The organism is Vibrio sp. D431a (assembly GCF_030248655.1).
GTDB lineage: Bacteria > Pseudomonadota > Gammaproteobacteria > Enterobacterales > Vibrionaceae > Vibrio > Vibrio alginolyticus.
In genome coordinates, this window is the sequence record NZ_JAHGAP010000003.1 from 66,797 (window position 1) to 79,539 (window position 12,743).

16 protein-coding genes are annotated in these 12,743 nt (G+C 39.8%); 7 read left to right on the plus strand and 9 right to left on the minus strand.

Annotated features, from left to right (window positions below; all coding sequences use genetic code 11):
- Positions 1-55 precede the first annotated feature (55 nt).
- From KJB35_RS04545 to KJB35_RS04555, 3 genes are all read left to right on the plus strand, one after another.
- Positions 56-1,711 (plus strand): hypothetical protein, encoded by a 1,656-nt coding sequence (locus KJB35_RS04545; protein ID WP_285469321.1) that lies wholly within the window; start codon positions 56-58, stop codon positions 1,709-1,711.
- Positions 1,712-1,783: 72 nt separating this feature from the next.
- Entirely contained in the window at positions 1,784-2,614 is an 831-nt protein-coding gene (locus KJB35_RS04550; RefSeq protein ID WP_285469323.1) for an NAD(+)/NADH kinase, read from the plus strand.
- Between the two features lie 84 nt (positions 2,615-2,698).
- A complete protein-coding gene (locus KJB35_RS04555) occupies positions 2,699-3,139 on the plus strand; it encodes an ImmA/IrrE family metallo-endopeptidase (protein ID WP_285469324.1) in 441 nt (146 codons plus the stop codon).
- Here KJB35_RS04555 and KJB35_RS04560 read toward each other — a convergent pair.
- Positions 3,136-3,858, minus strand: a complete 723-nt coding sequence (locus KJB35_RS04560; RefSeq protein ID WP_285469325.1) for a site-specific integrase — start codon at positions 3,856-3,858, stop codon at positions 3,136-3,138. The genes KJB35_RS04555 and KJB35_RS04560 overlap by 4 nt on opposite strands.
- 69 nt (positions 3,859-3,927) lie before the next feature.
- Between KJB35_RS04560 and KJB35_RS04565 the strand changes: the two genes are divergently transcribed.
- Complete coding sequence (locus KJB35_RS04565) at positions 3,928-4,779, plus strand: asparagine synthase-related protein (protein ID WP_285469326.1); 852 nt, start codon at positions 3,928-3,930, stop codon at positions 4,777-4,779.
- 19 nt (positions 4,780-4,798) lie between these two features.
- Positions 4,799-5,560: a prolipoprotein diacylglyceryl transferase gene (lgt, locus tag KJB35_RS04570; protein ID WP_285469327.1), complete on the plus strand. Its 762-nt coding sequence runs from the start codon at positions 4,799-4,801 to the stop codon at positions 5,558-5,560.
- Positions 5,561-5,597: 37 nt separating this feature from the next.
- Here the strand turns inward: lgt and KJB35_RS04575 are convergent, their stop codons facing one another.
- The 6 genes from KJB35_RS04575 to orn all read right to left on the minus strand — a co-directional run bounded on the left by KJB35_RS04575 (position 5,598) and on the right by orn (position 10,076).
- Positions 5,598-5,846: a hypothetical protein gene (locus KJB35_RS04575; RefSeq protein WP_285469328.1), complete on the minus strand. Its 249-nt coding sequence runs from the start codon at positions 5,844-5,846 to the stop codon at positions 5,598-5,600.
- A gap of 182 nt (positions 5,847-6,028) precedes the next feature.
- Positions 6,029-7,009: a DUF2333 family protein gene (locus KJB35_RS04580; RefSeq protein WP_285469329.1), complete on the minus strand. Its 981-nt coding sequence runs from the start codon at positions 7,007-7,009 to the stop codon at positions 6,029-6,031.
- A gap of 5 nt (positions 7,010-7,014) precedes the next feature.
- Positions 7,015-7,317 (minus strand): hypothetical protein, encoded by a 303-nt coding sequence (locus tag KJB35_RS04585; protein WP_285469330.1) that lies wholly within the window; start codon positions 7,315-7,317, stop codon positions 7,015-7,017.
- 320 nt (positions 7,318-7,637) lie between these two features.
- The gene (locus KJB35_RS04590) at positions 7,638-7,895 is read right to left on the minus strand and encodes a hypothetical protein (RefSeq protein ID WP_285469331.1); all 258 of its coding nucleotides are present in this window, start codon (positions 7,893-7,895) and stop codon (positions 7,638-7,640) included.
- A gap of 148 nt (positions 7,896-8,043) precedes the next feature.
- Complete coding sequence (locus KJB35_RS04595) at positions 8,044-8,934, minus strand: SPFH domain-containing protein (RefSeq protein ID WP_285469332.1); 891 nt, start codon at positions 8,932-8,934, stop codon at positions 8,044-8,046.
- A gap of 473 nt (positions 8,935-9,407) precedes the next feature.
- On the minus strand, positions 9,408-10,076 hold the full coding sequence (gene orn / locus KJB35_RS04600; protein ID WP_285469333.1) for an oligoribonuclease: 669 nt from the start codon (positions 10,074-10,076) through the stop codon (positions 9,408-9,410).
- Positions 10,077-10,229: 153 nt separating this feature from the next.
- Between orn and KJB35_RS04605 the strand changes: the two genes are divergently transcribed.
- Positions 10,230-10,652 carry a hypothetical protein gene (locus tag KJB35_RS04605; RefSeq protein ID WP_285469334.1) on the plus strand — a complete coding sequence of 141 codons (423 nt, stop codon included), beginning with the start codon at positions 10,230-10,232 and terminating at the stop codon, positions 10,650-10,652.
- Positions 10,653-10,657: 5 nt separating this feature from the next.
- On the plus strand, positions 10,658-11,029 hold the full coding sequence (locus KJB35_RS04610) for a hypothetical protein (RefSeq protein ID WP_285469335.1): 372 nt from the start codon (positions 10,658-10,660) through the stop codon (positions 11,027-11,029).
- A 47-nt stretch (positions 11,030-11,076) separates the two neighbouring features.
- Here KJB35_RS04610 and KJB35_RS04615 read toward each other — a convergent pair whose 3' ends face one another.
- Together KJB35_RS04615 and KJB35_RS04620 are read right to left on the minus strand one after the other, a co-directional pair.
- Positions 11,077-12,396, minus strand: coding sequence for an ISL3 family transposase (locus KJB35_RS04615; RefSeq protein ID WP_285469336.1), 1,320 nt, complete (start codon positions 12,394-12,396; stop codon positions 11,077-11,079).
- Positions 12,386-12,583, minus strand: a complete 198-nt coding sequence (locus KJB35_RS04620) for a hypothetical protein (RefSeq protein ID WP_285469337.1) — start codon at positions 12,581-12,583, stop codon at positions 12,386-12,388. Before KJB35_RS04620 ends, KJB35_RS04615 begins: the two co-directional genes overlap by 11 nt.
- Positions 12,584-12,743: the final 160 nt, after the last annotated feature.

Consider the following 12,743-nt stretch of genomic DNA (forward strand, 5'->3'; position numbering starts at 1 on the left):
AATAACTAAAACAAGGTTAGATTATAACCCAAATGATATTCCTAGAGGTCTTACTTTGGATCACATTCTCAACACTGAAAAACACATCCATTCCATCAAAGGTTTAGAAAACTTTGACATCCTTAAAGAAGTTAAGATCAGTCAACTATCTCTTCCTGCATACCTGAAGAAAAAATGGGTTATCACAAACGAATGTACCTCCCTCAGGGATGCGGTCAGAAAGATTGAGACTAACAATCTTAAGAGCCTAGAACGATTCGAAGTGACAAAAGTGTCTAAAATCGCGGAAGAATTAAGTTCTCGTTTACAAGAGATTTACCCTCTTATTGAAGATGAATCTTACAGCATCGCTAGAAGTCTCCTAAAAGATGCGCCTGTATCTGATTTAAAGCTTACCCGCCGTGTAGAAGAAGTGCTATTCGAAAACGGAGTTTCTAACGCCCTAGATGCTGCAATCTTTATTTTCAAAGAGCACTTAATGAACCGCAAAGGTGTTGGAACAAAGAACAGTAACAAAGCTCGTTTGCAATGCATTGAGATGATTGAGCACTTCAATAAGATTGAACAACCTAAAGATGTTTCTAAAAACACTTTTAGCGACACTTTACATTATGTATTAAAAAACTTTGAGTTACTAACCTCTGTAAACGTCGAGAAACTACAACACATCATCAACCGCCGATTTGGCTTTGATGGCTATGAAGCTGAACCACGACTAGAAGTCGCAAAACATATCGGCATTTCTCATCAACGTGTCAAGCAACTTGAATCAAGAATATTCGAGTTGATCGAAAACTTCTTCTCTGGAAAGTGCGTCAACAACCACTTCGTTAACGAAGAACAAGTTAAACACTTTGAATGGGTATCTACGCGCATTAAGGCTAAAGGCTATATCCTTACACGTAGTGAAGCGACACGTATCATTTTCAGTGGCGAAGTTGATCATAACGATAAGCCAGAAATCAAAGTTCTTATGGAATCATTCGGTTACTTTGATGTAGGCATTGAAAGCATTAAGCATTTCAAAGAACGACTGTACGCAAAAAAAGGTAAAGCCAACAGCGTCCAAATCAAAGACGTAGCTAGACTTGCCAGACAAGAACTCACATGCGCTAAAGAGCACAATTTAAAAGAGCTGGCAACTAAGGTTCATAAGGCTTTCTTAAAATCAACACCTTCGAGCAGCCTAGACGTATCAGAAGTCACCAAGATAATTTCGCATGGCAAGTTCTGCAATGTAACTGGTGGCATCATTAAAGCCAAAATGTGGCACTTAACCGCACTTGAAGTAGCACACGAAGTACTTCGAACTCATGGTTCTCCTATGAACCTCAGAGAGCTTCGAGACAAAGTAAACGAACTTCGAAATGATGACCTAGCTGGCTGTGACAAGAATAAACTCACCGTCCAAAACATCGGTAACATAAGCTCTGACAAGCGCTTTAAAGCATCTAAGCATGGTATGTGGATGCTATCTGAGTGGGAAGAGTACACAACCGAACCTCTTATCGAAACGATGAAGCGAATCTGCGCACTTCAAAAAGGTAGAATCCAAAAAGAATCGTTAATCGATCTTATATCCTTAGAGCGACCTGAGTATTCAAAACAGACGATCGCTGTCTATATACCAAAGGTATCGGGATTAACAATCTCAAGAGCAACTAAGCACAGACCTTCGTTTGTCACGTTTGATAGCAAAATGGCGCAATAGCGCCATTTTATCTTTTCAATAACAAGCAATTGGTAGAGAATGGGCTGAGTCAAAAAAATAAAAGAATGAACTATGATAGAAAAATTCTACCTACCTCTTGATCGTTTCAACAGTGAACGATGCTCATGGATTTATGAAGCAGTAAAACGTCATTTCACTATAGTGGATTCACCCGAGGAATCTGATGCTTTCTTAGCAATTGGTGGTGATGGCACCCTACTTTCAACAGTACGTGACCCATCTCGTGGTAACAAACCTATTTTAGCTCTAAACGGTGGCACCGTTGGAGCAAACCTGATCGATGTAACACCTGAAAACATCGATGAAGTTCTTGAGGAAATTGCAAAGAACCAATATGACATTGAGTTGTTCCCTCGTTTTGAACTTACAGCAACGGACATCAACGGTGTAGAAAAGTCATTCTACGTCTTCAACGATGCTTGGGCAGACCGTCTCGATGCTGCCTGTGTACGTTACCGCGCTAAAATGACGTCATTCAATCACACGCAAGATTTGTCAGATGATGACATGAGCGGCGATGGAATCCTATTTAGCACCGCTACGGGCTCTACAGGCTACGCTAGGATGCATTGCGACATAATCTGCCCTCACGGTTCAAACATCGTTCTTTGCGTTCCCATGTGCACAATGATAAACAAACGCAAGACACCCGCTACTATCATCGAAGAAGAGACAGAATACTCTGTAGAATTCATTGACACGCATTTCAGAAAAACGCGTCTTGCGGTAGATGGCGTCTACATCAAAGATGAAGAAGGAAACTACTTCGTACCCCAGCATATTGCAGTGAAAATCTGCAAGAGCATTAAGCAATACGTAAAGCTGATCACCTCAAACAAAGAGTCATTTAAAAACAAACAGTACAACTTCATTGGACGATGACTTTGAATGCGTCACCTTATGAGTCGGCACAGTTCGCCGACTTAGAGACTGCCATGAAAGGTAATTAGTAAAGAAGGATGCTCGATGAAAACTGACGGTTTGCCGAACTGGGACTGGAAAATCCCAGTCGACTTAATTAAATGCAAGCCAGATAATGTGGTCGTCTATCCAAACGACGACCGAAACACTATCGTGGCAGCAAAAAATGGAAGCTTTGAATGTCGCGTAATCGGTGATCTGAAAAGCATGAAAACCAGATACACCCTCGCGTTTATGTATTCTTGTATAAAGGTACACAGCCCAAAGCAAGATGTGGCACTATCAAAAAACCAATTTAACCCTAGCACAAGAAACTTCAGAGACTCTATGTGCCAAAAACAAACTGGCGCTTACCTGATGCCTAAAGCAGCCTTGGAATACCACATTTTAAAAAAGTCAGTGACGTCGATTAGCGAATTGGCAGTCATATACAATGTTTCTGAATTAGCAATGCACCAACGACTTAAATTCTTGAAAATGATTTAGCCAGCTTTGTAGCTCAATTCAGACACTACAGCCTGAAGCTCAACATCAATTGTACTCAGATATTTGCTGGTGGACGTTAAGCTTTTTTGTCCAAGCAAGTCGCGTATTTTCTCTAAAGTAACATTATTGGCTAATAGTTTTAGTGCGAATATTTTTCTAAACGAATGCGTACCTAAGTTAAAATTCAATTTGAGATCTGTCTCAACCTTTTTTAAATGATAATCCGCATTTCTAATATCCATTGGACGTCCTTTGCTTCTATGGTGTGAATTAGCAAAAAGAAACTCCCTGTGCCCGTTAAATACCTTACACTCCTCAACTATTTGTTTTATACGTTCATTGGTATATATAAGAACCTTAGATGCTTCAAATGCTGCCCTTAATATTTCAGCCTCAGTTTTTTCACCCTTTTTAGTTAGCCGAGTAACTTTGTTATAAAAAATCTTTTGTTGATAAATAACAAAGGAATCGACGAACTCTTCATTTCTATAAAAATCCGTGAACTTTAAACAACTACAATCACTATACCGAAGCCCTGTCAGCGCTTGCATTTCAAGCGTGTACGCCAAAAAAATATTTCTCGACCTAAGATTATGAATTATATCTACAAACTGCTTATCACTACGAGGAGGTTGAGATGGCTCTTTCTTTTTTCTTTTACCAATGGAAGAGCTAACCACCTCAAAAGATGAAGGCTCGATCCTTCTCACTCTTTTCACTTGACCACCATTAATTAAATATTCTACTTACTATAAAAACTTACTGATAAAACTATTTGGAAGGGATTTATGCTCAACGTAAAATTAGCCATAGAACATGAATTAAAAATACATAAAAATAAAAAAATAATAGTTCCATTATCAAGTGGAATGGACAGTAATTCAATACTTTTTTCATGTTATGAGTTAGGGCTTAATGCGGTCGCAGTTTCGTTCAGAATGGACACTCATGAAAGTAGAGATTTCAAAGTAGCGAAAAATAATGCAAAAGCTTTAGGAATTCCATTCGAAGAAATAATCTTGGACTCGAATGTTGAAGCAATTAAAGGGGACGTAGTTAAGCTTGTCAGGACTTTAAAGTGTCGAAAGAAAACTGAAATTGAATGCACAAGGCCAATGTACCATTTGTACAAACTAGCAAGTGAAATTGGTGGTGATATTATAATTTCAGGACTTGGGGCAGAATACAATTACCTAGAAAGTAAAAAAGCTGTAATGTACTACAAGCATCGACCTGATGAATATCGAGAAATGATGTTCGAAAAGGTAAAGAGAAAAGAGTGTATGCAAATCATACAGCACGAAATCATGTGCAAACACTTCGGGATTGAGCACACTATGCCCTACCTATCTGATACTATGTTCAGAGAATTCCGTGGGACACCATGGGAAGCAAGCATGAAAGGTGTGGTAAAGCGCCCTGTCAAAGAAGGGTACGCACACATATTGTCTATGGAAGGGATTCGCGTTTATAGTCCGCAAGGTTACCAAGTTGGTGACTCGGGGATAGCTAAATCCTTCGAACAGTTGCTAGATTCTGATTGGAATCTACGTGAATGTACCCACATTACTGCTGTTTACAATGACATTATCAAAGGAAACTTAGATGATGAGATGGACAAATACCCTTCCAATTTATAACCAAAACTGAGGTATTCCAATGCTTACATGGGCAATTGATCCAGTAGCATTTACTGTATTCGGACTTGAGATACGATGGTATGGAGTTATTTTCTCGATCGCCCTCGCAGCCGTGTATCTGTCAATGCATCATAAGTTAAGTAAACTTAACTACTCTGAAAACCAGATAGACATACTTTATTTTGGTGGCATTATCGCAATAGTGATTGGTGCCAGAGCTTTCCATCTTCTGGCTTATGAGCCATCTGATTTACTTAGAGATCCCTCACTTTTGTTCAACTTTAGAAAAGGTGGACTCGCGAGTCACGGAGGCATAATTGCACTATCCCTCTGGATTACGCTGTACTACGTAAAGTACAAAGTGAACATTCGTGAACTACTTGATTCGCTCGTGTATCCGGTGTTGTTGTTCTCAATTTTTGTTCGCATAGGTAATTTCATGAACTCAGAAGTTTACGGTGTGCCGACGAATGAAACTTGGGGAGTTATTTTTGAACGGATCGATTACATACCAAGGTATCCCACTCAACTTATTGAGGCTGGCCTGTACCTGTTATTACTCTTGGCAATGTACACATCCGATCGCGGAACTCTTAAAAAAGGAATGTTCTTTTCTTGTCTAGTTGTATCGATGTCTGCAACGCGCTTCATTGCAGAACTCACCAAAGAGAACAGTAGTGAATTTACCTTTGAATACCTTACTATAGGAGGAGTCTTGTCCATCATCACACTTCTAATAGGAGTAATGATGTCTATAGGGTTTCAGAAATCTAAGGTTTAATACTAAAAAAGCTGTTGGTCTCCCAACAGCTTATTATTTATCCCCTAACTAGATACTTAGACTTAGGTGACAACTCTCTATCAAACATTGCCTTAAAATAAAGGCTCACATCTTCTTCAGTTGTCGATGACTCTATCTCTTTTGCCAAATCGAGAATGTCACGACGCTTAAGACCTTTTCGCCAACAATCGAACATCAACCTATCCATCTCTGATAACTTCGAAAGCTGATTCTCATTCACGAACTCATGAGGTTGCCATAAAGCAGGTGTTCTTGTTGGTTTCATTTTCTACCTTTTTACGCTTTAAATTTGAGCAAAGCAGCCCAAGTACCGCTAAATGTGTTCCTTGAGCAGCAAGTTTGAGTGCAAAATAACCAAAACAATTGGTATTGATGGGTTTTTAATCAATGACTTAGACAAAAAACACACAATGTTACATTGTAACCAAATTATTTTGATATGCTTTACTACCCTTCCTTCATTTCTAAAGTTAACTTCTGAAGTATGATGATTGCGCGACCAAACCTATTCGCCAAAACTAATGAGTGATTTGGAATGTAACCATCAGGATCACCGTTCAGAACCATCGGGTTCCATCTTGTGCCTTGAGTCTGCTCTAGTTCATAGATCATTTGCCTTAATGAACGCAATGAGTTCTTAGCAACAAGAACATCTTTGAAATCACGCTCTATTGCTCGCAGATGATGTACAACTGCCCAAGCCACACCACGAGCTTGGTGGTAAACGTTATCAACTTTCAGATAAGGTGTTTTGATAACCTTACCAATTGGCTCATTAGTCGATGCCTCACCATCCAAATCTAATTCGAGGTTTGTATTGTACTGGAAGCGACCCACAGACTCTGTAAGACTGCCATTGTAGTCACCTAATAAACCTTGAAGGCGTGTGAAATAAGCTCTTAGTCCATTCGAGCGCGTGTAAAACTGAGCATCTGGCTGGTTTTTGTCTAGCATTCTAGGAATGAATTCCCTGATACCTTCCAAAGACCTGTTGTAGTTGTTCAATGAAGAAGGATACGTCCACTTATGCGGCGGATAGTTCAGAAATGTCTGACTTGATTTCAATTTATCATCGTAAGTGTCATTAGACACCTGTTTAGTGAATGACTCACTTAAACCAACGTTAGCGAACTCATACGAAGCCTTGATAGCCCCAACCTCGAAGCTAGGCATATTGTCCATAATACCTAAGTGATAGAGAAAACCTTTAGCAGTATAACCACCATTCTTGTCATGAAGAATTTGGCTCAAAACATATGCATGAGTCGCCGTTGAAGCTGCGCCCACCACTGTACGATCTGCCTCTTTCGAGATCTCTGCTGTTAGTATCTCGTCCAGAGAAAAAATCCTCGGTGAAACACTTAACCACTCGACGTATGCCCAAACAGCAATAAAAAATACTAGGAAACCACCAAGTACCTTTTTCATTTTAGTTACCACTCCCTATCAAAAAATGACGACAATTCATCAATGTAGCCGCCAAACAATTCCATCATGTCGTCTAATGATGATTGAATATGGCCTTTAATTGCCTCAACACCCTGAACATCCATATTACCTTCGGCAATTAGGCATACCAACGCAAAGATAGTGCATATTGATGCAATCTTAAGTACTGTCGAAGAAACAAACTTAAACACCACCATAAGCATGAATAGTGCCACAAACGCCAACGGCAAGCCGCCAAGCCCTGTTGCATCACTTAACGCTTTTAAAACAATGTTGAAAACTTCCACGCTTTAACCTTTTAACTCTAGAAAGAAATTTCTGGCTTTAAAGACCTGCACGTCTCTTATTTCCAGTGCTCAGCATCTTGTATACAGCGTGCACAATAATGAAAAAGAAAAAAAACATTCCCAAAGTAGCAACACTGAAGTTCAAAAAAGAATCGCCCATAAGCCGAGTCAAGAAATCAGCATGTTCTGGTTCTAAAGAGTTCACTTTAAAGAGCTCCAACAATAAAAATTAGAGTAATAATACCACTTTAAAGCCAAACAACTAAGACCTACTCAACATCATCATAAACTTATCATTGAAAAGTTTTCTTTTGGCGATTTTAGTCTTTTGACTCAAGACTAAACAAAACAGGATAAAGACACGCAATTTCAATTGCTTCTGATGGGTTCAAGGCAGCCCAATTCATGTCTTTACCTTCGTCCTCTACCCAGTACTTTATCTCTGATTCAAGTTCCTTAATGAGAACTTTTGCAATCTGATCATCAGTTGGTTTTTGACTCCAGTAACCATGAACAGATTCGTCACCTGACTCAGTTTTTACTCTTACGCCCCAGATTTTACTTTCTTTGTCTGCCATATAACCTCCATTAAAATTAGTGTCATAATGCCACATGTAATTGCTACTGTAATGCTCTATTGCTGTTTTTCTTCAGGAAAGAAAAAAGGCTAGCAAAAATGCTAGCCCTTTTTCCGTTCGCTAATGCGAACCTACTGTTAAACTCTATTTACTTAGAGTTACCCAGCATCATCGTACTTGCACCCACCGTATCCAGCACACCGAAAGGCACAAACACTTTGTTTTCACTAGTAGCGATGTTGCCAAGAGCCTCTAGCTGCTTGTACATCACGTAGTTTTCGTTAACCGAGTCAGACATAATCTTGTTAACAGCACGCTCACTCTCAGCCTTAACGCGATCAATCTCAGCTTGCTTTTCAGCTTGCTCTAGGTCACGTACCATTTTTACACGTTGAATTTGAAGCTCTGCTTCTTCTTGAGCCAACATCTCGCGTCGCTTCGCTGCATTCTCCTTCGCTTCAGTAATCACATCTGGGTATTGTGGATTGTTTATACCCGTAGTCTTAAGCATAAAAGGAGTCTCTTCTAGAGTCTTATCCAACTCTGCTCGTAGAGCTTGCTCAACTTCGGTGATGTTGCTTGCAATATGGTTGATTGTGTAACGCGCTATAACTTCTTGAGTAGCTGATCGAATGCGTGTTTTAACGTACGTAAAGTACACATCCTTCAGCGAAATTTGATTGTATGCATTTGCAGGGACTGATTTGAACAACTGTTCTACAGAGTCAGGACGCACGCTTAGAACAGTGTTCACAGTGTAGGTCATCTTTAGCTCATCAGCTGGGATCAGCTGCTCATAAACTTCTTGATAGTTCATATCAGCAACAGAAAGCGTTACTAACTTGTCGCAGTAGGCAAAACAGCGGTCTAAACGGAATCGACTCGTGTGATGTAGTTGATTTTTGTAACCATCTTTACCAAAAACCTTACCTACGTGTGCAGCTGGTACACTTACACCTTCACCAATTACTAGGTTACAGCCACTAAGGGTCATTGCACCAAGTGCAACAACAGCAAGCTTCAATAGCTTCTTTTTCATTATGAGTTGTCCTTCAAATATCAAATCTACCAATCTCTTAGAATTTGAGTATTTGTTTTTCAACCCCCTAATGAACAATATAAATTACAATAGAAACATTAAGTTAGCACCATAAGATCTAAACAGGACGCTCTTCCAGAGAAGGACTTAAAGATGCTCGAAGTTGCCTTGATTTGAAAACTGCGTATCAATATTACGATACGGATACATCATAACGTATCAAAATTTGAATACAGCTCTTATCCGATTTGAAGCAAAGACTCCACGGCATTACTTCCGTATAAAGCACCCACAAAACATATTGCCATGAAACCAAAAACGAGGATCAGTGCGAATTGGTTAAACTTTGAATCTGCCACAAAACTTCCTTAGAACCAAAATTGTACGAAGTAAAAATAAACACCACTATAGGTCACTTGAAACAGCCCTAGTTCCTAATTAAAAGAAATTTAGGGCTGTATAAGCCATGTCGGCTAAACCGCCTTAGATTTTGATTTAGGACGAGACATTTCAGTCACAACTTCCAAGCGGGACTTGATGAAATTCTTACGATAAAAAGCCAACTCCTCCATTGTTTCTGTGATGTCTAATTCTGTTCTATGAGTCTCTCGCTTTTTGTAAACGGCAGCGCTACCAAACATATCTTGAAAGATTGTTTTGAGCGTAGAAACGTCAATCAAACGGTAATGCAAAGACTTAGCTATCTCCGGCATCTGGAACTGAACAAAGGAACGATCGAGGTCTACTGAGTTACCGAGAATAAAGGACTTTGATGCACCAAAGCTTCTAATTCTCTTTGCGATCGCCTTATCTGCCTCTTCTAGTGAAGTCTCAGAGGAATGACATTCGTGAAATAGAGTATCGCCGAATTGGTTCTTAACCCACTGCGAGCAACGTTGGTTCAGGTCATCAATGTCATGCTGAATAACAAACGTCATAGGTTCAGCCAACTCTTGGAAGTTACCGTCGTAGAATTTGGCTGTAATTTCAAGAATTGGGTAAAACTGAGCACCAGTTGTCCCTTCTGGGATTTCAGGGTATTCATTATGCATTGCGTGCTGCAAACCACCACACTCTATATCAATTGGCACATACAAAGTTTTTGCAGCATCTTCAGACCACTTCTTAATAAGCGTATTCAACGAAACTGACTCCTATCTGTAAGGGTTAATCAAAAATCACAAACTTTAGCAATAATGCCACACTCAACACGCAAAAACACGCAATTACAAGGCTAATCACGCCAGAAGACTGTACAATGATTATGAAATAGACAAATCAATAAGGAATATCTCTTGAAGAATATAATAAAGTTCAAGCCATGGTCTGAGACCGGAATTGGAGGTGATGTTGTTTATGCATGTGCATACGCCCCTTACCCGAATTCAATTACAGGCGAGGTTTCGATTAATGTTAAACCAATTGAGATCAACAAACACGCGAATTACAAAGGCAAATCATACGTAAGAAGCGATGCAACTGGGGAAATTTTCCCTATGGTATTTGATGACACTCCATGTGGACGTGCACAAACACATTTGAATCTATTCGACACAATGGAAGAGTGTATTAACGAGTATGAAAACAAAGTCAAAAAGCACTTCAACGCACTGTCAGAGAGCTTAAAACGTGAAACAGAGCTTCGTGTGCGCGGTCTACGTGAAGTAAGCGATATTTTGATAGAAATTCGATCAAACAATCTGGATGGTAACGCTTAAAAAAGATGAAATTGAAGCTCACCCTACTTGCTCTCATTACTCTATCAGGCTGCTCAAACAAAGTTGAAACTGAATTTGAAGCAGCAAAAAATGAAAACAAACCTATAGTCAAAATTAGTTTCTTTAAGGGACAACCAACACCGAAGAAGTTATGTGAGAGCGAGCAGGACAAGCTTGTCATCTACGAAGGTAAACAGATAGGCGTAAGCCATCAATATGACTACGTCTGTTTAAAACAGATCAATCTAGGCCATGGAGACATTATGCTCCCTTCAGTAACAGGAACTTTCAGCTCGAAGCAGGATCATGAACTTTGGGAAAGAAAACCAGTTAAGAAAGACGTCATTTATAAAAATGGGTATTCACGAATAGAGTGAGTATCGCTTATATAACATACTATCCTGATAACTCACTCAGTTAATACCTAGTCGTGTGTATTTTGATTATCTAGGTGTATTTGAAATAGTCGTCTTGCCATGTTGTGCCTAAAGCCATGAAGTGACATTTCTGGTTCATCAATCATGATCATCTCCAGAGGCTCAATGCGTGGTTTATTGATAGATAGCTCTGAAACTTCCAAGCCACCTTTTGTGTAAAGCAATTTAGCTCTAAGCACTTCAAAGCTGTAACCACGACCATTTCTAAACACGCCCTTAATGACACTGTTCAGGCTCTCAGTGACATCGTTTGTGTATGGATAATCCCACCAATTGAAGATGTACTCATGCCAGTTATCGAAAGCCTTTAAAGCAGGTGCAAAGTGCTTTAGAATTGCTGGCGTGGATTGGGTTTTCCAGTTCTCCCAATACTCTTCGGCAAGCTGTCTGGTTGGCATATCCCACATGCCAAAGTACGCCTCTTTAGCGTTGTAGACTTCCATTAACTCAGGAAACTCATTAGTCCAGAACTCGAATGATGCGAGTTCATTAAGCCCCTTGATATTGTCTCTGCGTTTAAGAAGTATCTTGCGGTCGTTCTTGAGCTTCTTACGCTCTTTGTCTGACAATTCTTTACGCACAGCCTTACGTGCTTTCTCCATTGCCTCGTTAGCCATCTTTGCTACATGGAAGGGGTCAATAATTACGACTGCGTCAGGTAGTAATTGCTTTGTAGCTCTTAGGTATGGTCGCCACATATCAATGCAGACGATCTCAATGTTCTTCCAGTTTGTAAGGCGCATGATTGCTTTCTGGGTTGCATCTTGAGATCTATCTTTGCGCATATCTAGCAAGGTTTTCTTCTCGATGTCCGTCATAAAGAGGCGCATCTTCTTTGAGAAGTGAGTTTCGCCTATCCCAAGAACTCTAGGAGCTATCCTGTCGTGCTTGCTCTCGATTAGCTCTACGTAGGTTTGAAATACGTTTCTAACCGTTCCCTCGGAAATACCAAGCTCACTAGCTATGTGGATGAATGGTGCTTTACCAGCTTTGCGTGCTATGTTTCTCTCAGCACGTTTAGTCATACGGAAGTCAGGCGATAGCCAATCAAGATACTCGAATGACGTTGAGTTACAGTCCTTGCACTTTAGGCGCTTTCTTGTGAATTTAATCTCCACACGTTTGCCGTGCATGGTAGTGTCTGTGATTGGTTGAATGCGCTTACCAACTAGAACTGTGTTGAACAACCTGCATTCCCCACACAGCCTAACGGGACTGTTTGACTGTGCGTGGATTATGTAGGTTTCGTCTAGATCTTCTGTGTTGGTTACTAGGACGTTTGGTAGATTTAGCACTTTACTCGCCATAATCCCCAAGAAGCGGTATTTCTGGTGAATTAGACATGTCACTAAAATCATCATCACCTTCAATCGATACCCAATTTAGTGAGTTAACGCTACAAGCTACAGTGTCAAACTTATCTATTAATTCTTCTTTGTCATCCAAATCTAGATTATCAATAACACTAAATATAGCTTCGCGAAGCTCTGACATTTCGCTAACCAAGTTAGATCTGTAGCCATTCATGGAAAACTTTATAGCACCCATCATTAATACTCACTCTTTTACGAATTTAACAATTGCAACTATACAGATATTATAAATTCACGTACATACTATTCGTGAATACCCATAAAAATTAAAGAAAGAACGA

Bases quoted from the DNA above. Each gene is read 5' to 3' on its own strand.
- KJB35_RS04590 (WP_285469331.1), bottom strand. From the start codon at position 7,895: ATGGCAGACAAAGAAAGTAAAATCTGGGGCGTAAGAGTAAAAACTGAG.
- KJB35_RS04565 (WP_285469326.1), top strand. From the start codon at position 3,928: ATGCTCAACGTAAAATTAGCCATAGAACATGAATTAAAAATACATAAA.
- KJB35_RS04555 (WP_285469324.1), top strand. From the start codon at position 2,699: ATGAAAACTGACGGTTTGCCGAACTGGGACTGGAAAATCCCAGTCGAC.
- KJB35_RS04550 (WP_285469323.1), top strand. From the start codon at position 1,784: ATGATAGAAAAATTCTACCTACCTCTTGATCGTTTCAACAGTGAACGA.
- KJB35_RS04610 (WP_285469335.1), top strand. From the start codon at position 10,658: ATGAAATTGAAGCTCACCCTACTTGCTCTCATTACTCTATCAGGCTGC.
- KJB35_RS04615 (WP_285469336.1), bottom strand. From the start codon at position 12,396: ATGGCGAGTAAAGTGCTAAATCTACCAAACGTCCTAGTAACCAACACA.
- KJB35_RS04620 (WP_285469337.1), bottom strand. From the start codon at position 12,583: ATGTCAGAGCTTCGCGAAGCTATATTTAGTGTTATTGATAATCTAGAT.
- KJB35_RS04575 (WP_285469328.1), bottom strand. From the start codon at position 5,846: ATGAAACCAACAAGAACACCTGCTTTATGGCAACCTCATGAGTTCGTG.
- KJB35_RS04595 (WP_285469332.1), bottom strand. From the start codon at position 8,934: ATGAAAAAGAAGCTATTGAAGCTTGCTGTTGTTGCACTTGGTGCAATG.
- lgt (WP_285469327.1), top strand. From the start codon at position 4,799: ATGCTTACATGGGCAATTGATCCAGTAGCATTTACTGTATTCGGACTT.
- KJB35_RS04580 (WP_285469329.1), bottom strand. From the start codon at position 7,009: ATGAAAAAGGTACTTGGTGGTTTCCTAGTATTTTTTATTGCTGTTTGG.